Genomic DNA, 18,447 nt, shown 5'->3' on the forward strand with positions numbered 1-18,447 from the left:
CTACGCATTGAATAGCCATTGCTCAATGCCTTTTGGATAAACAGGATATTGAGTGAGTGCGATTTGTTCTCGACTCAGCCACTGTGCGATATAGGTATGTCCATTGGTTTCGCAACCCTGTATCTCATGTCGCTGATACATATGCGAGTCTACAAATTCAGCATCATATACAAACACAATTTCATGGCCTTGCTGCCCATCAAAGCTAAATATATTTTCTATGACGCAGATAAGTTTAGGCTGGGTCAATTGCTGCTGAATTTCCTCTTCGACTTCTCGTTCTATCGCCTCTACAGAAGTTTCCCCAAACTCAATCCCACCACCAATGGGTCTGAAAAAATATTCATCCTTATTGGGATCATACGCTTTTGCAAGTAACACCTTGTCATTATGACGAAATAGACATAAAGCTTTGGCACGGATAAATGTCATTGTTTCGCCTCAATCTGCTGTAAAAATGCAGCAGCCTGCTGAGGTGAAGTCAGATGAATGAACCGAATATGCTGATAGTCTGGATGTTGCATCATGGCTAAATATCGTTGCTTATTTTGCGGATATTTCTGCAACATCCAAAGAAAAATCGATTTTTTGGAAAACATCATTTTCCAACTTTCTCTGTTGTTCGAATCTTCCCACAATCGTTTTCGACTCAAAGCCCGCCACAAAGTTCGTTTTGTCAGTCGATATAAATTGATCGAAAATGAATAATCCAACCAGATCACCGTATCGACCTTAGACCAAATCATATCGACACTACGCGTATACAGATTATCAATCACCCAACCTGCCTGAGCCGCGTCCATACTCGATTTGAGCTTACAAAAAAATTCATCATGGGGCGATTCTTGCCAATCATCCAGCCAAAGTAAATTATCCAGTTCGATGTAGTGTAATTGTTGTTTTTGCGCCAACTGTCGAGCAAACGTAGACTTCCCCGAACCTGTGGTACCAATAATATTAATAAATTTCATTTTTTTATGCGCATTATAAAAATGGCAGGTGAGTTTATACAACTTGCATCGGCTTGTGAATCCGCAGATGCAAGTTGTAAATCAACTACTTATCTCTCGCAGCTTGGATCAGTTTTGCTGCATTGTTCCCTGTCACCTGCCAAGTGAGACAACGCACACTGCCGCCCATTGGACAAACACTTTCCGCATTCACAGGAATGATTTTCTTACTGGTATTTTGCTGGATGATCGTAAGTGCTTTTTGGTCATGTGGCATATTAAAGGTTGGCACATAAATATTATTATGCGTGACTGTGGCATTTAAGTTCACTCCACAGGCCGATTCAAAACCTTCCCACTGACCTTTCGGATTGGTCTTATATTCAACAGGCACTTCCACAATTTTTGCAGTTGGAAAAGAAGCTTTTAACTCCTTCATTACTGTTGTTCTAAATGATGGCGTTTTTGAATAGTCATTCACAAGCAAGGTATTTTTATCCACCCAACTGACCATACCATCTGAATGTGCCAGCACTTCTTCATCAGGTTCCAGAATCGCAACTTCAGTTGCACCCAGCGTGGCTTTTAACTCTTGTTTGGCCTCGTTATAGCTAAGCTCATTATCTTCCATAAAACGTGTGGTAGTAATGATACGACCCGCATAGTCATCAACCAGATTACCTCCATCAATCATCAAATCAGTTTTGGCTCTTTGAATGTGATAACGATCAGCAAACTGACTAAAACTTTTTTGCACATCTTTACTTTGTTTCTTGGTCATCGAGGCCCAAGTATAGGTAAATTGCACGGGCTGCATTGGATTAACCGTAGTGAAGTCGCGCATCCAAATATCACGGACATCATCCATCAGTAAAATATCTTCAGGCACTTTGCCTGTGAAATACGGCTTAGTGTCTTTATCGACCACAATCACCACATTGTCATTGCCCAAAATCGATTTTGCATAATCAATCTGGAAATCGACAATCCGTTGAAACGCAGATTTGTAATAAGGATCGTGCACAGAAGGTGCAGACAATACCAACAACATTTTATCATCAGCAACTTGATTGGAATAAGTTTGACTCATCTTGTTTTTACCCTGCTTTGCTGTGCTGTTTTCAACATCCCGTCCAGATGTATCGCATCCAAAAAGTGATAAGATCAATGCCATCGCTGCATAGTGACGCTTGGTTTTTATCATGTGCTTTCGCTCATCATTTCTATCTCTCATTTCAAGCACTAGTCTAATCGAAGACACTATCAAACATATCAAAAGACACCAAAATTAACGATTGTCTGAATTTCTCATCCCATTGGCGAAAAACATCAAACTTGTCAATGTTTATCATCATTGCACTGACACTTAAATTGAGTACACTCGATAAACAACAATTTTAAGGTGATACAAGGAAAAGCTATGAGCGAGGCCTACATTATTGATGCCATTCGCACGCCACGCGGAAAAGGAAAAAAAGATGGCTCACTGCATGAAGTCAAACCTATTACTTTACTCACATCCTTATTGAATGAATTACAACAACGCCACCAACTGGATACCTCAAAAGTCGATGACATCGTTTTAGGTTGTGTCACGCCGATCGCCGATCAAGGGGGCGATATTGCCAAAACCGCTGCGATTGCCGCAGGGTGGAATGATGATGTGGCCGGCGTACAAATCAACCGTTTCTGCGCATCTGGTTTGGAAGCCGTCAATTTGGCAGCACAAAAAGTCCGCTCAGGTTGGGAAGATGTCGTGGTTGCTGGCGGTGTGGAATCGATGTCACGTATCCCAATGGGTTCTGATGGTGGTCCTTGGGCACTTGATCCTGAAACCAACTTAAAATCGTCTTTTGTACCACAAGGCGTTGGTGCAGACCTCATTGCCACCTTAGATGGTTATAGCCGTGAAGATGTAGACGCTTTTGCCGTCGGTTCGCAGCAAAAAGCGGCTGCGGCTCAAGCCAAAGGCTACTTCGATAAATCTGTGGTGCCTGTTAAAGATCATTCAGGTGTGCTGATCTTAGAAAAAGATGAATTTATTAAAGGCAATACCACGGTTGAAGGCTTGGCAAAACTCAATGCCAGCTTTGAAATGATGGGACAAATGGGCTTTGATTCAGTTGCCTTACAGAAGTATCCTGAAGCACAAAAAATTAACCATGTGCATCATGCAGGTAACTCCTCAGGCATCGTTGATGGTGCTGCGGTGGTGTTATTGGCTTCTGAAAAAGCCGTCAAAGAACAAGGTTTAAAACCACGTGCCAAAGTACTGGCAACGGCCTTGGTGGGTACAGACCCAACCATCATGCTGACAGGTCCTGCCCCTGCTGCACGTAAAGCTTTGGCCAAAGCAGGCTTAAGCATTGATGACATCGATCTGTTTGAAGTCAACGAAGCCTTTGCAGCAGTCGTAATGCGCTTTATCAATGAACTCAAGGTTCCAGCCGAGAAAGTCAATGTCAATGGCGGTGCTATTGCCATGGGTCATCCATTGGGTGCGACTGGTGCGATGATTTTAGGCACTTTGCTGGATGAGTTAGAGCGTCAAGGTAAAAAACGTGGCTTGGCTACATTGTGTGTCGGTGGTGGAATGGGGATTGCCACCATTATTGAGTTGGTGTGAGGAGAACAACATGAGCGCTATTAAATACGAAAAAAACGCGGACAATATTGTAATTCTTACTCTTGATTCATCGGGTCAATCTGCCAATACCATGAATGCAGAATTCCGTGATTCACTCAATGACGTCAGCCAAAAGCTTAAAACAGAAACCGATCTAAAAGGCATTATTTTCCGTTCTGCCAAGAAAACCTTCTTTGCAGGCGGCGACTTGGATGAATTGATTCAAGTACAACCTGAACATGCTACTGAATTCTTCAAAATGATTGAAGAGCTCAAAGGTGACTTACGTGCGATTGAAACTTTAGGTGTGCCTGTTGTTGCTGCATTAAATGGTACGGCACTGGGTGGTGGTTGGGAAATCGCATTAGGCTGTCATTACCGTATTGCCATCAATGATCCAAAAACCAAATTTGGTTTGCCTGAAGTGACCTTAGGTTTACTGCCAGGCGGTGGCGGTATCGTGCGTATGGTGCGTTTGTTGGGCTTACAAAATGCATTTCCATTCTTGATGGAAGGTAAGCAGTTTGGCGTGGATAAAGCGAAATCACTGGGTCTGGTACATGACACTGCTGAAAATGAGCAAGAGCTATTGGACAAAGCCATTGCTTGGGTCAAAGCCAATCCGAAATCGCAACAACCTTTTGATGTGAAAGGCTACAAAATTCCAGGGGGCGATCCGAAAACGCCTGCGGTTGCACAAGTGCTTGCGATTGCCCCTGCAATGCTGCGTGACAAAACCAAAGGTTGCTATCCTGCGCCTGAAGCAATCATGGCGGCTGCGGTTGAAGGTGCGCAAGTAGATGTTGACACCGCTTTACGGATCGAATCACGTTACTTTACTCAACTCACAGTCGGTCAGATTTCTAAAAATATGATCGGTACTTTCTGGCATGGTCTGAATGCAATCAAATCAGGCGCAAGCCGCCCTGCTGAAGTTGCAAAATGGCAAGCGACCAAAGTCGGTGTGTTAGGTGCAGGGATGATGGGCGCAGGTATTGCCTATTCAACCGCAATCAAAGGCATCCCTGTGATCCTGAAAGATGTCTCTGTTGAAAATGCAGAGAAAGGTAAAGCGTACTCGCAAAAACTTCTCGATAAGCGTGTTTCTCAAGGTCGTATGACCGCAGAAAAACGTGACCAAGTCTTAGCACTGATTACAGCAACAGCTGATGCAGCTGACTTGCAAGGTTGTGACTTAATCATCGAAGCGGTGTTTGAAAATCAGGAACTGAAAGCCAAAGTGACCCAAGAAGCTGAGCAATATTTGGCAGAAGGTGGAATCTTTGCATCGAATACCTCTACCCTGCCCATCACAGGTTTGGCGACGGCGAGTAAAGATGCTCAAAAGTTCATTGGATTACATTTCTTTAGTCCAGTCGATAAAATGCAACTGGTTGAAATTATCAAAGGTAAACAGACCTCTGCCGAAACTTTGGCGAAGGCTTATGACTTTGTTCAGCAAATTGCCAAAACTCCAATTGTTGTGAATGACAGCCGTGGCTTCTTTACCAGTCGCGTGTTTGGTACTTTTATCCAAGAAGGGATGCGTTTACTCGCAGAAGGTGTACACCCAGCGAAGATTGAAATGGCAGCATTGAAAGCAGGTATGCCGGTTGGTCCACTGGCGATTCAGGATGAAGTCTCTCTAACCTTGACTGAACATGTTGCAGCAGAAACCCGTAAAGCCCTGCAAGCGGAAGGCAAAGATTTACCGAAAACCCCGGTGGACGAAGTCGTTCATACCATGATTCACGAGCTAAACCGTAAAGGCAAAGCGGCAGGTGCAGGTTTCTATGACTATCCTGAAAATGGAAAAAAACATTTATGGAATGGGCTTAGTCGCTGGCAGAAAGACAACAACATTTCTGAACAAGACATGATTGACCGTTTCCTGTTTGTACAGGCACTGGATACGTTACGTTGCTATGAAGAAGGCGTATTAGAATCTGTGATTGATGCCAATGTCGGTTCGATTTTTGGAATTGGCTTTGCCCCTTGGACAGGTGGTGCGATTCAATTCCTGAATCAAAATGGCATTGAAAAATCATTGCAGCGTGCCGAGCAACTGGCTACTCAATATGGTGAACGTTTCACGCCACCAAAGTTATTGAGAGAAAAAGCACAGCAAAAGGCTGTGATTCAATAATCTCGATTGAGCCAAGCCGATTAAGGCCCGTATGGAACTCCTTGTCTGTACGGGCTTTTTTATAGGTTCGACAAAATCACAGCAAAACATCTGAGTAATGCATCACAATTTATGCTATAACTTTAGCAATTCTGCTTTATTTTTTTGCATCATTTGGAAATTTCTTATGTCTGAAAAACTCTGCCCAGAAACTTCGCCTTGGGGCTGGAAAGCATTAATTATCACCACAATTCTTAGTTTTTTGTTTATGGTGATTTTCTACTTGGCTATTAACAATGAACCAGATTATATGCCAATGAACCAGAAGAAAGCGGCAACCCCTGCTGAAATGTCACAATCCTCAATGTCGACAGAAACTGGCTCAACTGAAGCACATCAACACAATCACTAAAGTGTTATTGTCGAATATGATAAATCCGTGTAAAACATGGGTTTATCATGGTACTCGAGATTTTCAATGCTTCAACAAAATCGTCAGGCACTGGTCGTTGAAGGCGGTGGCATGCGTGGCGCATTCACCAGTGGTGTCTTAGATGCATTTTTACAGCAACAATTTAACCCTTTTGATCTCTGCGTTGGTGTCTCTTCAGGTTCGACCAATGTCGCCAATTATCTTGCTGCACAGCAAGGCCGTACGCTAAATCTCTACCTCGACCACTCGCTTCGTTCTGAATTTATCCAATATGGTCGCTTTTTCAAAGGTGGTGACTTACTGGATTTAAAATGGATGTGGGACATCGTTGAAAAAGAACATCCGCTCAATCAAGCCCATCTATTTGCCAATCATCCTGAATTTTATATGGTGCTGACCCATGCCATTAGCGGCGAAGCCACCTATATCAAAGCCTCAAAAGACAACATTCTTGATGGCTTAAGAGCCTCGAGCTCGATTCCAGTATTAACACGTCAAGCCGTTGAAGTGTTTGGTGAGCCCTACTTTGATGGGGGTGTTGCCGATGCCTTGCCCGTACATTGGGCAGCGCAACAGCAAGATGTCTCTAAACTCATGGTACTCAGAACTCGCCCCAAAAATTATTATAAGGCCAGCAGTAAAGGTGACCAATTGCTTGCCAAATACCTGTTTAAGCAGCAACGCGGTTTTGCACATAGTCTTTTGACTCGCACCCAACGTTATAACGATGCTGTCGAATTTACCCGCTCAACCTCTGATCAGAAAATTCTAGAAGTGTGTCCCCCTGATTTAAAAAACATGGCAGGTCGTCTTTCCAAGGATAAGACCAAAATTCGCTATAGTTATGATGTCGGTCTGGAAACAGGCTTTAAGGCGATTGAAGACTGGAACACACTTTAATCATCTCTAGATCAAGTCAACAACACTTTGAATGGCCACACATCATGCTGATGCTAAAAATGATGAGATGACAGAAATCTCATCCGTGCACACCATTCAAAGTGTTGACTCACTCAACACAATCAAGAAGTGTATATTTCCACTTGGCAAATCAGCCGCAAAAGGCGCAAAATCTAGTTTTGTTTTTGTTATTTTTGGAATTTATTATGAATAACCAACCATCCCCAAAAAAAGATTCAAATGAAGAAACAGTATTGGGATGGAAATTTGTCATCATTGTCGGGGTACTCAGTACCATCTTTTTAAGCTTTTTCTATTTGGCCATGACCCAAGAGCCTAATTATATGCCAGGCGCACAACGTAAGGCACAACAGCAAAAAGAGCTTGCTCAGGAAGCGGCGCCTGCAAGCTCAGAAGTGGCAGCACAATCTAAGCAGTAGTCAGTAAAATCGATGGATGCCAATCTTCGGGAGTCAAACCTGTCCTGTGATTGGCATGACCATCTCAATATGTGGAATACCACATTCATCATACTCATCTCCTTTCACAGTAAAACCAAGCTGCTGATAAAATGACATTGCATGCACCTGCGAAGACAGATGCAAAAAAGCACGACCCTGCTGCTGCGCATAGGCAATAATATCAAGCATGATCCTTTGTCCAAGACCTTGTCCACGATAGGTTTTCAGTACGGCAACCCGCCCAACACTGTTATTGGGCAATACCCGTGCTGTTGCAATCGGCTGCTCTTGGTCATAAATAACAAAATGCTGTGAAATTGCGTCCTGATCATCCCATTCATCAACGTCAGGAATTCCCTGCTCTTCAATAAAAACCAATGCCCGAATCAATTTTGCATCATGCTGTAATTGATCCCAACTTCCCTGTTTAACTTTATACATGTTCTTCTCAGACTTGATTAACACTTACAACCAATATTCTCGATTGGCATTTGATCCTGTAATAATAATTCCAGACTTTGTTTTTCAATCCCATACATGGCTTTTAAAGCTTGGATTTGCTGCATGATTTTTGGATCAGGCTGTTGCAGATCTTTACGTTTGGTCGCCAAAATCATTTTATTCTTACTGGTATGCTCCAAAGACACAAACTCGAATACCTTGGTTTCATAGCCATAGGCTTTTAGCAATAAAGCGCGCAAAGTATCGGTCAGCATTTCAGCCTGTTGCCCTGCATGAATGCCAAATTGTAGCATCGGCTGTAATACTTCTGGACTGCGTAATTGTGGACGCAGTTCCTTATGGCAACACGGCGCACACATAATCATCGACGCATTCAGACGAATACCGGTATGAATGGCAAAGTCAGTGGCAATATCACAAGCATGTAAGGCGATCATCACATCCAGTTTTTCAGGTTGATAACTCCGCACATCCCCTTCAAAAAAATCAAGATGGTTAAAATCGACTTGATCAACTACATTCTTGCAAAACTCAACCAAGTTTGAACGTAGCTCAACGCCCGTGATTAACGGTGTTTTCTGTTGCGCTTGCAGATAATCATATAAGGCAAAGGTCAAATAGCCCTTACCTGAACCAAAATCGACAATATTCAACTCTTGCTGAGCGGCATCAATCTGCTCATAGGCATGTGAAAAGATTTCAATAAATTTATTAATCTGTTTCCACTTACGCGCCATGCTTGGAACGATTTGCCCTTTTTCATCGGTAATCCCCAAATGTTTTAAAAATGGGCTTTGTTGTTGCACATAACGTTGCTTTTCACGATCATGCTGCTGTTCAACTTTGATGGTTGACGCTTGTTTTTTCTGAGTATTCAACATGGCTTTCTTTTTATTTTTCTTGAGTTGAATATCTTGATCAGAAGTGAATAAATTGGCTTGCTTAGACAGGTTCAATAGCTCAGCAATTTTTTCTAAACCTTCATCAATCGCATAGTTTTTGGTCATGTCTTGTGTGGTGTAATGATATAAGCAAGACAAGGCGGCCTGCCCCTGTAGTTCAATCACACGGAAAGTCATCTTTTCTAATTGCGCCATTTCGCCTTTGTACTGACTCAAAATCAGACGATCAAAGCTTTTATTTTCAATAGATTGCTGGATATCCAAGAAAAACTGCTGTTCTTGTTCAAAAGAAAATTTCGGCGCAAACATAATGAAAACCTGACAAATAGAAACTAAATTTTAAAGCGTCTTACTTTAAAAGGGAAATTGCATTACGATACAGTTGTATTTTTATGCAACCAGATCGCTTGATGAACACAAACACATTGCTGGACTATGACCCCAAAGAAGAACTGATTAATGCCTATAGTCATGGGGCTGGCGCAGTATTGGCTTTAATTGCCTCAATCTTTTTGATCATCAAAGGCTATGGCCTGCCTTTGGGACAATGGATCAGTTTATGGGTCTATGGCTTTAGTCTGGTACTGTTACTAAGTAGTTCCATGCTGTATCACTTTGCCCAAGACGAACGCAAACGCTATTGGTATAAGAAACTGGATCATACCGCGATTTACTATCTGATTGCAGGCACCTATACCCCTTTTCTCAGTATCGCCATTCCGACTGCCAAAGCACATTATTTACTGATTGCCTTATGGACCATTGCCCTGATCGGGACACTGTTCAAACTGGTGTTCATTCATCGCTTCCAAAAGCTTTCTTTAGCCGCCTATTTAGTCATGGGATGGCTCGCTGTTCTAGTCATGGATGATATGCAACGTTACCTGTCTAAAGAAGCGGTACAACTGCTCATCGCTGGGGGATTGGCTTATACCATCGGCACATTGTTTTATGCCTTAAAAAAGGTAAGATATACCCACGCAATTTGGCATGTTTTTGTGCTATTAGGGGCAGGATTACACTTTTTGGCAATCTATTGTTATGTATTATAAGTCCATATATAGCATTAAGTTTTCGAAGTAAAACTGCACATTCAAAAGGAATTTTTCAAGACAGTCATTATTCTGTTTCTTGAATGAATAACATGAAGGTCTTGTATGTCGTCGAGCACTACGACGGCCACCCCAGAAGTGGCCAGTAATTCAAAAGTACGGGTATTATTTGCCAGCCTTGTCGGTACCACGATTGAGTTTTTTGACTTTTATATCTATGCCACAGCTGCTGTTCTGATTTTTCCACATTTATTTTTCCCTGAAAGTAGCGATGGTGCTGCAGTACTCAAATCACTGGCAACCTTTGCCATCGCCTTTATTGCTCGTCCCATTGGTGCAGCACTCTTTGGACATCTTGGTGATCGGATCGGACGTAAAGCCACACTGGTTGCAGCCTTGTTAACTATGGGAATTTCTACCGTGTGTATCGGTCTACTTCCGACCTATGCACAAATTGGCCTCGCTGCCCCATTGTTGCTTGCCTTATGCCGTTTAGGCCAAGGTTTAGGCTTAGGTGGTGAATGGAGTGGTGCCGTACTCCTTGCTACTGAGAACGCACCAGAGGGCAAGCGTGCTTGGTATGGTATGTTCCCGCAGTTAGGTGCGCCGATTGGTTTCATCCTTGCAACAGGTTCATTTCTGTTACTGAATGCCTTTATGTCTGAACAAGCGTTCATGGCTTGGGGCTGGCGTATCCCATTTATTGCCAGTGCAGTATTGGTCTTGATCGGTTTATACATTCGCCTAAAACTGCATGAAACCCCAGCCTTTCAAAAAGTATTAAACAAGCAAAAAGAAGTGAATGTCCCTTTTAAAGAAGTCATGACCAAACACTTGCCAATGCTGATTCTTGGCACCATTGCTGCGATTTGTACTTTCGTAGTGTTCTATCTGACCACTGTGTTCGCACTGAATTGGGGAACCACTAAACTTGGTTATGCTCGTGGTGACTTCCTCGTGTTACAACTGGTAGCAACCCTATGTTTTGCCGCCTTTATTCCACTGTCGGCAATTTTGGCAGAGAAGTTTGGTCGTAAAAATACTTCGATTGCTGTGTGTATTCTTTCCGCACTATTCGGATTGTGCTTTGCTCCGCTATTAGGTTCAGGTAGTCCAATTCTGGTGTTCTTGTTCCTGTGTATTGGTCTTTCCATTATGGGCCTAACCTATGGGCCAATTGGTACGGTTCTGTCTGAGATTTTTCCAATTTCCGTCCGTTATACAGGTTCTGCATTAACCTTTAACCTGGCTGGTATCTTTGGTGCATCCTTTGCGCCTTATATTGCCACCAAGCTTGCAGAGAGTTATGGTCTTGGCGCTGTAGGTCTCTATCTCAGTGTCGCTTCAATTCTCTCCCTGATCGCATTTTTAATGATCCGGGAAACCAAACATGATGACGTAAATAATCAAATTTAAAGTCTTTATTCAGATGGTCTACACAATATCAATTTAGACCATCTGAAATCCCATTCAAATCATCATTTTTTATCTTATAAAGTTACATTTAGGATAGCATTCATCCAAATATTTTTTGTGCTAAAATAACCGCCTTCATTTTTTTTAGACGATTGTGTTATGTACGCAGTGATTATCGTTGCCGTATTTTTAATCAGCTTTTTATATACTTATCTACGTGGTAAAGAGCGCTTAAAAGCATCTCGACAATTATTTGACCATTCAACATTTTTAGCACCAATCAACATGTTTATGACTGGCTTTTCTAAATTACCGAACCAGCCTTTCTTTGATGTGGTGCAATTTCCAGAACTCAAACCATTACAAGACAACTGGCAAGTGATTCGTGAAGAAGCGATTCAACTCCAAAACCAAATCAAAGCCTCTGAAAAAAACAATGATGCAGGGTTTAACACCTTCTTTAAACGAGGTTGGAAACGCTTTTATCTGAAATGGTATCAAGACAGCCACCCTTCTGCGCAACAACTTTGCCCAAAAACAGTTGCTTTGTTAGAAAGTATCCCTTCCGTCAAAGCTGCGATGTTTACTGAACTACCTTCTGGCAGTTACTTAGGTAAACACCGTGATCCCTATGCAGGTTCTGTCCGTTATCACCTTGGTCTAGTCACACCGAATAGCGATGATTGTTTTATTGAAGTCGATCAAGAGCGATATAGCTGGAGAGATGGCGAAGCCACCGTGTTTGATGAAACCTATGTGCACTGGGCCGAAAACAAAACTGATGAAACCCGTATTATCTTGTTCTGTGACATTGAGCGTCCAATGAAATGGGGCTGGGCACAGAAGTTCAATCATTGGTTTGGCCGCAATGTCATGTCTGCTGCAAGCTCGCCCAATGATGATCAAGACAAGACTGGTTTTATTAACCGTATTTTTAAATATGGTTATGCAGTACATCATTATGGCCGAGGTCTAAAAGAGCGTAACCGTCCGCTGTACTATGTGTCTAAATGGTTGCTATTTGCCATCCTGATTGGCCTGATCTTGCTGCCAAGCCTTCTATAAGCTGCTAAGTTTTCCATAAAAAAAGAGATGCATTAGCATCTCTTTTTTTATGGAAAACAAACTGATGTTAGTTTGCTTTTGCTGTTTGTGTACTTGTTTGGGCCGCCGCAGCATTCGCCGCTTGAACAGCTGCTTCACCAATCAGAGCAATTTTCGCCTTCTCTTGGCTTTGTGCTGACAATGCAGGGTTTGATGCCACAATACGGTTAATATTTGCTGAATTTGCAGGTGCAATAGCAGCTGTTTGCATTACGATTGGACGGTTCTCAGTGTCACCTAAGGTATAGCGAATGCCAGTACGTGGACTAATAACCGTAGTCACTTCACGCTTGACTTGTGCTTCTGCGGTATTACTACCCTTTGCTGCCAGTACTTTATCCACTGTTGTGGTTTGTGGCGCATCATCTGCAAATGCAAAACCCGATACTGCAGCACTTGCCAAAATTAAAAGTTGTAATGGTTTTTTCATTGTCTTCCCGCTTTTAATGCGAACTCAATCAAGATATCTAAGTGCAATTATGAAACTACAAAGCGTGCCTAGACTCAAGTAAATTCTCGTAAAAAAGCAAAGCTTCATGCTCTGCTTTCTTATTTTAGCTCAACCTATGTCGCTGCCTAGATTTTGCCGTGACACTGTTTGTATTTTAAACCAGAACCACATGGGCAAGGCGCATTGCGGCTCTCTGGCACAGGGAATTCATTCGTATTGGCAAATCCTTCCGTTTCCTCAGAAACAGTCACTTCACCCGTTAAACCATCGACATCATCATGTTCAAATGACAGACGCATTGATTCCGCCTGACGTTGTTGCTGTGCCTCAAGCTCTGCCAATTCTTCTGCCGTCGGGACATGAACACGCGAGAGATCAGTCACAACATCGGACTTGATCACACCCAACATATTCACAAACAAATTGAACGCTTCTTTCTTGTATTCTTGCTCAGGATTTTTCTGTGCGTAGCCACGTAAATGAATCCCTTGGCGTAGATAGTCCATCGCAGCTAAATGATCTTTCCAATGACGATCCAGTGAGTTCAACATAAAGTGACGTTCAAGCATTGCTGCCGATTCATCCCCCATTTGCTCACGGCGTTGGCGATAGCGATTAATGACTTCATCAGAAATACGAGCCACTAAGCCTTCTTCATCTAAACGACGATCTTGGTCTAACCATTGCTGTACAGGAAGTTCGATGCCTAAATCACTATGTAGGGCATTTTCCAAGCCTTCAATATCCCATTGGTCATGAATCGACTCTGGTGGAATAAAGTTTGCGATCAGACCTTTCACCACTTCCTGATGCATTTCTTCAATATAGTCTTGAAGTGTGCTTTCAGCTAAAACTTCATCACGTTGTGAATAAATGATCTTACGCTGTTCGTTGTTTACGTCATCGTACTTCAACAAGTTCTTACGAATATCAAAGTTACGTGCTTCAACTTTACGCTGTGCATTTTCGATTGAACGACTGACCATTTTATGTTCAATGGCTTCACTTTCTTGCAAGCCCATTGCACGCATCATGGCAACCACACGATCACCTGCGAAGATACGCATCAAGTCATCTTCAAGTGATAGATAGAAGCGTGATACACCTGGGTCACCTTGACGACCAGCACGACCACGCAACTGGTTATCAATACGACGTGATTCATGACGCTCAGAACCAATAATATGTAAACCACCCGAGCTTAAAACGTCTTCGTGATCTTTTTCCCACTGAGCCTGTAAGCGTGCTTCATCTTCAGAGGTTGCATTTTCAATTTTGGCAAGCTTGGCTTTCCAGTTACCACCCAGCAAAATGTCCGTACCACGACCTGCCATGTTGGTGGCAATTGTTACCGCATTCGGGCTACCCGCTTGTGCAATAATATCTGCTTCACGTTCATGTTGTTTTGCGTTCAAGACTTCGTGATGAATACCAGCTTGTAGCAACTTAGAAGACAAGATTTCACTGGCTTCAATGGTTGCTGTACCAATCAAGATCGGCGCAACACCCTGCTGACGAATATTGGTAATTTCTTCAATAATCGCAGTGTATTTACCATTACGGTTTAGATAGATTAAATCGTTATGATCGACACGAACCATTGGACGGTGTGTTGGAATAATCACAACGTCTAGGCCATAAATTTCTTTCATTTCCGCAGCTTCAGTATCGGCAGTACCGGTCATCCCTGAAAGCTTTTTATACAGACGGAAATAGTTCTGGAAAGTTGTGGTGGCAAGGGTTTGGTTTTCAGGTTGAATTTCCATGTTTTCTTTGGCTTCAACCGCTTGATGCAGACCTTCAGACCAACGACGACCTGGCATGGTACGACCCGTGCTTTCATCCACAATAATGACTTCTTCTTTTTGCGTCTGTGGATTCACACCGATGATGTAATGCACATTCTTTTGATAAAGATAATGCGCACGAATCGCAGCGGTGACATGGTGTACCAAATTCAGGTTGGTTGCTGAATACAGGCTCTCACCCTCAGCCAACAAGCCCATTTCAATCAGTTTTTGTTCAACTGTTTCATAACCAACTTCAGTCATTTCAACTGAGCGTTGTTTCTCATCGACCCAGAAGTGTCCGCCATCAGCCACTTTTTCTTCTTTCTGTGGACATAATGTTGGAGGAATACTGTTAATGAGCTGATAAAGATGAGATGAATCTTCACTTTGACCCGAAATAATCAGCGGCGTACGTGCTTCATCAATCAAGATTGAGTCGACTTCATCGATGATGGCATAGCTTAAACCACGTTGCTTTTTCTCTTGCAGAGAAAACACCATGTTGTCACGAAGATAGTCGAAACCGAACTCGTTGTTGGTTCCGTAGGTAATGTCGGAAGTATAGGCTTGTGCTTTTTCATCCGGCATTTGCATCGAGTAAATCACCCCAATGCTAAGACCTAAAAATTCGAATAATGGACGGTTTAACTCAGCATCACGTTGTGCCAAGTAGTCATTCACGGTAATCACGTGAACACCCTGACCGCTCAATGCATTGAGATAACAGGCCAAAGTACCCATCAGGGTTTTACCTTCACCTGTACGCATTTCGGCAATCTTACCTTCGTGTAAGGTAATACCACCAATTAACTGCACGTCATAATGGCGCATGCCCATGACACGTTTTGCTGCTTCACGACACACCGCAAACGCTTCTGGCATTAATTTATCTAAACTTTCGCCATTGCTAAAACGCTGTTTGAATTCTGGAGTTTTTGCAGAGAGGTCTGCATCGTTAAGAGCAGATATCGTCGGTTCAAGCGCATTGATTTGTTCAACAATTTTACGCATGCGTTTGAGCTCGCGCTCATTTTTTGTACCGAAGATACCTCCGATCAGACTTGCCAACATGAATAAACTCTCTAATCCTGTTTGTTATAAGGTTTGCCAATAACAACAAACCCTAGGTCGGTTAATTTTTTCTTAGCTGTTATTATGGAGTCAGAAATAAGAACTACAAGTGCTTTGCATTCAAACAGGCAAAAAAATCTGCGAGGCGATTCTGACGTCACATCACTAAAGATGCGTTAATGTAGCAAATTTGCATTTAACTTACATCGATTTGAATGTGAATTTCTGCTCATTTTTTAACAAGATCAATAATCAATATCTCAAAAGTTCATAATAAAATACAAAAACAATAATTTTATTTATAAAGTAGATCCTGCATATTGAAAGGAGATAGAAAACATAAAGAATGTATAGAGGACTGATCATGACATTACGTTTAGGCGACATTGCCCCGAATTTCCAGCAACAATCAAGCCAAGGCAACATTGATTTCTATGGCTTTTTAGGTGATAGCTGGGGAATCCTTTTTTCCCATCCTGCAGACTACACCCCAGTCTGTACCACCGAACTCGGCTACACAGCAAAGTTAAAAGATGAGTTTGACAAACGCGGCGTAAAAGCAATCGCCCTTTCAGTGGATGATGTTGAATCACATAAAGGCTGGATTCTGGACATTAATGAAACACAAAATACCACAGTTAATTTCCCGATCATTGCCGACAAAGATCGTAAAGTGTCTGAACTATATGGATTTATTCATCCAAATGCCAGTGAGACCTTAACTGTACGTTCATTGGTGATTATTGATCCAAATAAAAAAGTGCGTTTGATTATTACCTACCCAGCTTCAACGGGTCGTAACTTTAATGAAGTGCTGCGTGTCGTCGACTCATTACAGTTAACCGATAACCACAAAGTGGCAACACCAGCGAACTGGCATCAAGGTGAAGATGTGGTGATTGTGCCGTCATTGAAAGATGAAGAAGAAATCAAACAACGCTTCCCGAAAGGCTATAAAGCCGTCAAACCTTATCTAAGACTCACGCCCCAGCCTGAACAAGATTAAAGCATACGCTTTAATCGAAGTGCAAAACAAACGGAGTGCGTAGTAAGAAAGACGAGCAACGCTCGTTCCTGAGAAGCGACTGAAGCTTCGCAAGAAGATGAACAGCTATGCTGTGAGTTAAGAAATTAAAGCGTATGCTTTAAGTGCAAGATAAACGAAGTACGTAGCTCAAGAATAAGATCAAATCATGCAAAGCCTATCTATCCGATAGGCTTTTTCTATACCATTTAAATTTATTTTGGTATTTTTTTAATCAATACGTTATAAGAATAATTCGATCCGAAACACAATAAAAACCATCATGATCTACAACATTCACCATCTTCATTGCGGAAGCTTCTGCCCATCTTGCGCACCGCTGTTTGGACAAAAGGGTTGGAAAGCCCACCTTGTCTGTCATTGCCTCTTGGTTGAGACGGATCAAGGCTTGGTATTGATTGATACAGGCTTAGGTACACAAGATTATTTACATACCGAACAACGCTTGGGTCGCTTACTCAAACAATTTGGTTCAATTGTGCCGAATCTCCAACTCACTGCCATTCAGCAAATTCAGCAACTCAGTTTTAACCCGAGTGATGTCAGACATATTTTTGTGACTCATCTAGATTTTGACCATGCCGGTGGAATTTCAGATTTTCCCAATGCGACGATACATCTCTTAGCTGCGGAGTTTAATGCCACCCAATCACTTACGGCCAAGGGAAAATTGCGCTATAAAACTGAACAATTTAAACAGCATCGTCATTGGAACTTTGCTGAACACAACGATGGCGAGCCATGGTTTAACCTGCAAAAAGTCAAAGGGCTTCCCTTATTTCACGATGAGATTTTAATGATTCCCCTGATCGGGCATACGGCTGGGCACTGTGGCATTGCAATCAAAAAAGCGGATGGTTGGATGTTATTTTGTGGTGATGCCTATTACACCCATCTGGAGCTCAATCCGAAAAATAAATTGAGAGCCCTAGACCTGACTGAACGTTTATTGGCTGAGGATAACCAACTGCGTTTACACAACCTCAAACAGTTACAATATCTCGCTCAACATGAGCCAAGCATTGAGTTAATTTGTGCGCATGATCCAGTCGAATTCAATCGTTATCAGTAATATGAAAACAACGCTCATTACCATTACGCTCATTTCAATACTTAGCTTAGGTGGATGTATGAAACATCCTAACCTAGATGGTGAGCAACGTCCTAAAAACTGGGGAACGCTCATTTCACAAACGCATAATTTTTATCAAATTAGCAATGATGTGTTCCGCAGTGACCAACCCAGTAATGAATTGATCCCTATTTTGAAGAAATATCAAATTGATACCGTCATTAATCTACGCGCTAGAAATGAAGATGCCAAAGTTTTAAAAGATCAACCTTTTAATTTGGTTCATATTCCCATTTATACTTGGGCGATCAATCGTGAAGACTTATTAGAAGCAATGCGCACAATCCAAACGGCCAAACAAAATAATCAAAAAGTATTAGTACATTGCTATCACGGTTCTGATCGTACTGGAGCAACGATTGCCATGTACCGTATTATTTTTGAGAACTGGTCGATTGAAGATGCGGTTAAAGAAATGAAACAAGGCGGTTACGGCTTCCATGTGATCTGGAAAAATATTGATCATTTATTCAGCCCTGAAAATGTAAAATGGATTCAACAGCAACTGTCGAATCCATCTTCTTAAT

At 42.2% G+C, this 18,447-nt stretch carries 19 protein-coding genes; 12 read left to right on the forward strand and 7 right to left on the reverse strand.

Going from position 1 to position 18,447, the window contains the following annotated elements; genetic code table 11:
* From F907_RS16410 to F907_RS16400, 3 genes are all read right to left on the reverse strand, one after another.
* Positions 1-432 (reverse strand): NUDIX hydrolase, encoded by a 432-nt coding sequence (locus tag F907_RS16410; protein WP_016651147.1) that lies wholly within the window; start codon positions 430-432, stop codon positions 1-3.
* On the reverse strand, positions 429-971 hold the full coding sequence (locus tag F907_RS16405) for a shikimate kinase (protein ID WP_016651148.1): 543 nt from the start codon (positions 969-971) through the stop codon (positions 429-431). Before F907_RS16405 ends, F907_RS16410 begins: the two co-directional genes overlap by 4 nt.
* 85 nt (positions 972-1,056) lie before the next feature.
* Positions 1,057-2,154: an agmatine deiminase family protein gene (locus tag F907_RS16400; protein WP_016651149.1), complete on the reverse strand. Its 1,098-nt coding sequence runs from the start codon at positions 2,152-2,154 to the stop codon at positions 1,057-1,059.
* Between the two features lie 216 nt (positions 2,155-2,370).
* Between F907_RS16400 and F907_RS16395 the strand changes: the two genes are divergently transcribed.
* From F907_RS16395 to F907_RS16375, 6 genes are all read left to right on the forward strand, one after another.
* The gene (locus tag F907_RS16395; RefSeq protein ID WP_016651150.1) at positions 2,371-3,576 is read left to right on the forward strand and encodes an acetyl-CoA C-acetyltransferase; all 1,206 of its coding nucleotides are present in this window, start codon (positions 2,371-2,373) and stop codon (positions 3,574-3,576) included.
* Positions 3,577-3,586: 10 nt separating this feature from the next.
* On the forward strand, positions 3,587-5,722 hold the full coding sequence (locus F907_RS16390; RefSeq protein ID WP_016651151.1) for a 3-hydroxyacyl-CoA dehydrogenase NAD-binding domain-containing protein: 2,136 nt from the start codon (positions 3,587-3,589) through the stop codon (positions 5,720-5,722).
* A 166-nt stretch (positions 5,723-5,888) separates the two neighbouring features.
* A complete protein-coding gene (locus F907_RS16385; protein ID WP_005244151.1) occupies positions 5,889-6,113 on the forward strand; it encodes a hypothetical protein in 225 nt (74 codons plus the stop codon).
* 66 nt (positions 6,114-6,179) lie between these two features.
* Positions 6,180-7,034, forward strand: coding sequence for a patatin-like phospholipase family protein (locus F907_RS16380; RefSeq protein ID WP_016651152.1), 855 nt, complete (start codon positions 6,180-6,182; stop codon positions 7,032-7,034).
* Between the two features lie 31 nt (positions 7,035-7,065).
* Positions 7,066-7,248, forward strand: a complete 183-nt coding sequence (locus F907_RS19095; protein WP_032861662.1) for a hypothetical protein — start codon at positions 7,066-7,068, stop codon at positions 7,246-7,248.
* The gene (locus tag F907_RS16375) at positions 7,241-7,474 is read left to right on the forward strand and encodes a hypothetical protein (RefSeq protein WP_016651153.1); all 234 of its coding nucleotides are present in this window, start codon (positions 7,241-7,243) and stop codon (positions 7,472-7,474) included. The genes F907_RS19095 and F907_RS16375 overlap by 8 nt, the downstream gene beginning before the upstream one ends.
* Positions 7,475-7,507: 33 nt before the next feature.
* Here F907_RS16375 and F907_RS16370 read toward each other — a convergent pair whose 3' ends face one another.
* Together F907_RS16370 and F907_RS16365 are read right to left on the reverse strand one after the other, a co-directional pair.
* On the reverse strand, positions 7,508-7,936 hold the full coding sequence (locus F907_RS16370) for a GNAT family N-acetyltransferase (RefSeq protein WP_016651154.1): 429 nt from the start codon (positions 7,934-7,936) through the stop codon (positions 7,508-7,510).
* A 17-nt stretch (positions 7,937-7,953) separates the two neighbouring features.
* Positions 7,954-9,168, reverse strand: coding sequence for a class I SAM-dependent methyltransferase (locus tag F907_RS16365; protein ID WP_016651155.1), 1,215 nt, complete (start codon positions 9,166-9,168; stop codon positions 7,954-7,956).
* A 101-nt stretch (positions 9,169-9,269) separates the two neighbouring features.
* Between F907_RS16365 and trhA the strand changes: the two genes are divergently transcribed.
* The 3 genes from trhA to lpxO all read left to right on the forward strand — a co-directional run bounded on the left by trhA (position 9,270) and on the right by lpxO (position 12,392).
* The gene (gene trhA / locus F907_RS16360) at positions 9,270-9,911 is read left to right on the forward strand and encodes a PAQR family membrane homeostasis protein TrhA (RefSeq protein ID WP_032861695.1); all 642 of its coding nucleotides are present in this window, start codon (positions 9,270-9,272) and stop codon (positions 9,909-9,911) included.
* Positions 9,912-10,016: 105 nt separating this feature from the next.
* Positions 10,017-11,327: an MFS transporter gene (locus F907_RS16355; RefSeq protein WP_016651157.1), complete on the forward strand. Its 1,311-nt coding sequence runs from the start codon at positions 10,017-10,019 to the stop codon at positions 11,325-11,327.
* 159 nt (positions 11,328-11,486) lie between these two features.
* Complete coding sequence (lpxO, locus tag F907_RS16350) at positions 11,487-12,392, forward strand: lipid A hydroxylase LpxO (RefSeq protein WP_016651158.1); 906 nt, start codon at positions 11,487-11,489, stop codon at positions 12,390-12,392.
* A gap of 67 nt (positions 12,393-12,459) precedes the next feature.
* Here lpxO and F907_RS16345 read toward each other — a convergent pair whose 3' ends face one another.
* Together F907_RS16345 and secA are read right to left on the reverse strand one after the other, a co-directional pair.
* Positions 12,460-12,861 carry a hypothetical protein gene (locus tag F907_RS16345; protein ID WP_016651159.1) on the reverse strand — a complete coding sequence of 134 codons (402 nt, stop codon included), beginning with the start codon at positions 12,859-12,861 and terminating at the stop codon, positions 12,460-12,462.
* A 146-nt stretch (positions 12,862-13,007) separates the two neighbouring features.
* The gene (gene secA / locus F907_RS16340; RefSeq protein WP_016651160.1) at positions 13,008-15,743 is read right to left on the reverse strand and encodes a preprotein translocase subunit SecA; all 2,736 of its coding nucleotides are present in this window, start codon (positions 15,741-15,743) and stop codon (positions 13,008-13,010) included.
* Between the two features lie 364 nt (positions 15,744-16,107).
* On the opposite strand from secA, the gene F907_RS16335 reads away from it, so the two are divergent.
* From F907_RS16335 to F907_RS16325, 3 genes are all read left to right on the forward strand, one after another.
* Positions 16,108-16,749: a peroxiredoxin gene (locus F907_RS16335; RefSeq protein WP_016651161.1), complete on the forward strand. Its 642-nt coding sequence runs from the start codon at positions 16,108-16,110 to the stop codon at positions 16,747-16,749.
* 301 nt (positions 16,750-17,050) lie between these two features.
* On the forward strand, positions 17,051-17,860 hold the full coding sequence (locus tag F907_RS16330) for an MBL fold metallo-hydrolase (RefSeq protein ID WP_016651162.1): 810 nt from the start codon (positions 17,051-17,053) through the stop codon (positions 17,858-17,860).
* A gap of 1 nt (position 17,861) precedes the next feature.
* Complete coding sequence (locus F907_RS16325) at positions 17,862-18,446, forward strand: dual specificity protein phosphatase family protein (protein WP_081402427.1); 585 nt, start codon at positions 17,862-17,864, stop codon at positions 18,444-18,446.
* Position 18,447 lies beyond the last annotated feature (1 nt).

The sequence above is a fragment of the Acinetobacter colistiniresistens genome, assembly GCF_000413935.1.
Taxonomy (GTDB): Bacteria; Pseudomonadota; Gammaproteobacteria; order Pseudomonadales; family Moraxellaceae; genus Acinetobacter; species Acinetobacter colistiniresistens.

Excerpts from the sequence above, each read along its gene's own strand:
- F907_RS16335 (WP_016651161.1), top strand. The coding sequence starts at position 16,108 with ATGACATTACGTTTAGGCGACATTGCCCCGAATTTCCAGCAACAATCA.
- F907_RS16355 (WP_016651157.1), top strand. The coding sequence starts at position 10,017 with ATGTCGTCGAGCACTACGACGGCCACCCCAGAAGTGGCCAGTAATTCA.
- F907_RS16385 (WP_005244151.1), top strand. The coding sequence starts at position 5,889 with ATGTCTGAAAAACTCTGCCCAGAAACTTCGCCTTGGGGCTGGAAAGCA.
- F907_RS16395 (WP_016651150.1), top strand. The coding sequence starts at position 2,371 with ATGAGCGAGGCCTACATTATTGATGCCATTCGCACGCCACGCGGAAAA.
- F907_RS16400 (WP_016651149.1), bottom strand. The coding sequence starts at position 2,154 with ATGATAAAAACCAAGCGTCACTATGCAGCGATGGCATTGATCTTATCA.
- F907_RS16405 (WP_016651148.1), bottom strand. The coding sequence starts at position 971 with ATGAAATTTATTAATATTATTGGTACCACAGGTTCGGGGAAGTCTACG.
- F907_RS16390 (WP_016651151.1), top strand. The coding sequence starts at position 3,587 with ATGAGCGCTATTAAATACGAAAAAAACGCGGACAATATTGTAATTCTT.
- trhA (WP_032861695.1), top strand. The coding sequence starts at position 9,270 with ATGAACACAAACACATTGCTGGACTATGACCCCAAAGAAGAACTGATT.
- secA (WP_016651160.1), bottom strand. The coding sequence starts at position 15,743 with ATGTTGGCAAGTCTGATCGGAGGTATCTTCGGTACAAAAAATGAGCGC.
- F907_RS16365 (WP_016651155.1), bottom strand. The coding sequence starts at position 9,168 with ATGTTTGCGCCGAAATTTTCTTTTGAACAAGAACAGCAGTTTTTCTTG.
- F907_RS19095 (WP_032861662.1), top strand. The coding sequence starts at position 7,066 with ATGGCCACACATCATGCTGATGCTAAAAATGATGAGATGACAGAAATC.
- F907_RS16345 (WP_016651159.1), bottom strand. The coding sequence starts at position 12,861 with ATGAAAAAACCATTACAACTTTTAATTTTGGCAAGTGCTGCAGTATCG.
- F907_RS16375 (WP_016651153.1), top strand. The coding sequence starts at position 7,241 with ATGAATAACCAACCATCCCCAAAAAAAGATTCAAATGAAGAAACAGTA.
- F907_RS16410 (WP_016651147.1), bottom strand. The coding sequence starts at position 432 with ATGACATTTATCCGTGCCAAAGCTTTATGTCTATTTCGTCATAATGAC.
- F907_RS16370 (WP_016651154.1), bottom strand. The coding sequence starts at position 7,936 with ATGTATAAAGTTAAACAGGGAAGTTGGGATCAATTACAGCATGATGCA.
- F907_RS16380 (WP_016651152.1), top strand. The coding sequence starts at position 6,180 with ATGCTTCAACAAAATCGTCAGGCACTGGTCGTTGAAGGCGGTGGCATG.
- F907_RS16330 (WP_016651162.1), top strand. The coding sequence starts at position 17,051 with ATGATCTACAACATTCACCATCTTCATTGCGGAAGCTTCTGCCCATCT.
- F907_RS16325 (WP_081402427.1), top strand. The coding sequence starts at position 17,862 with ATGAAAACAACGCTCATTACCATTACGCTCATTTCAATACTTAGCTTA.
- lpxO (WP_016651158.1), top strand. The coding sequence starts at position 11,487 with ATGTACGCAGTGATTATCGTTGCCGTATTTTTAATCAGCTTTTTATAT.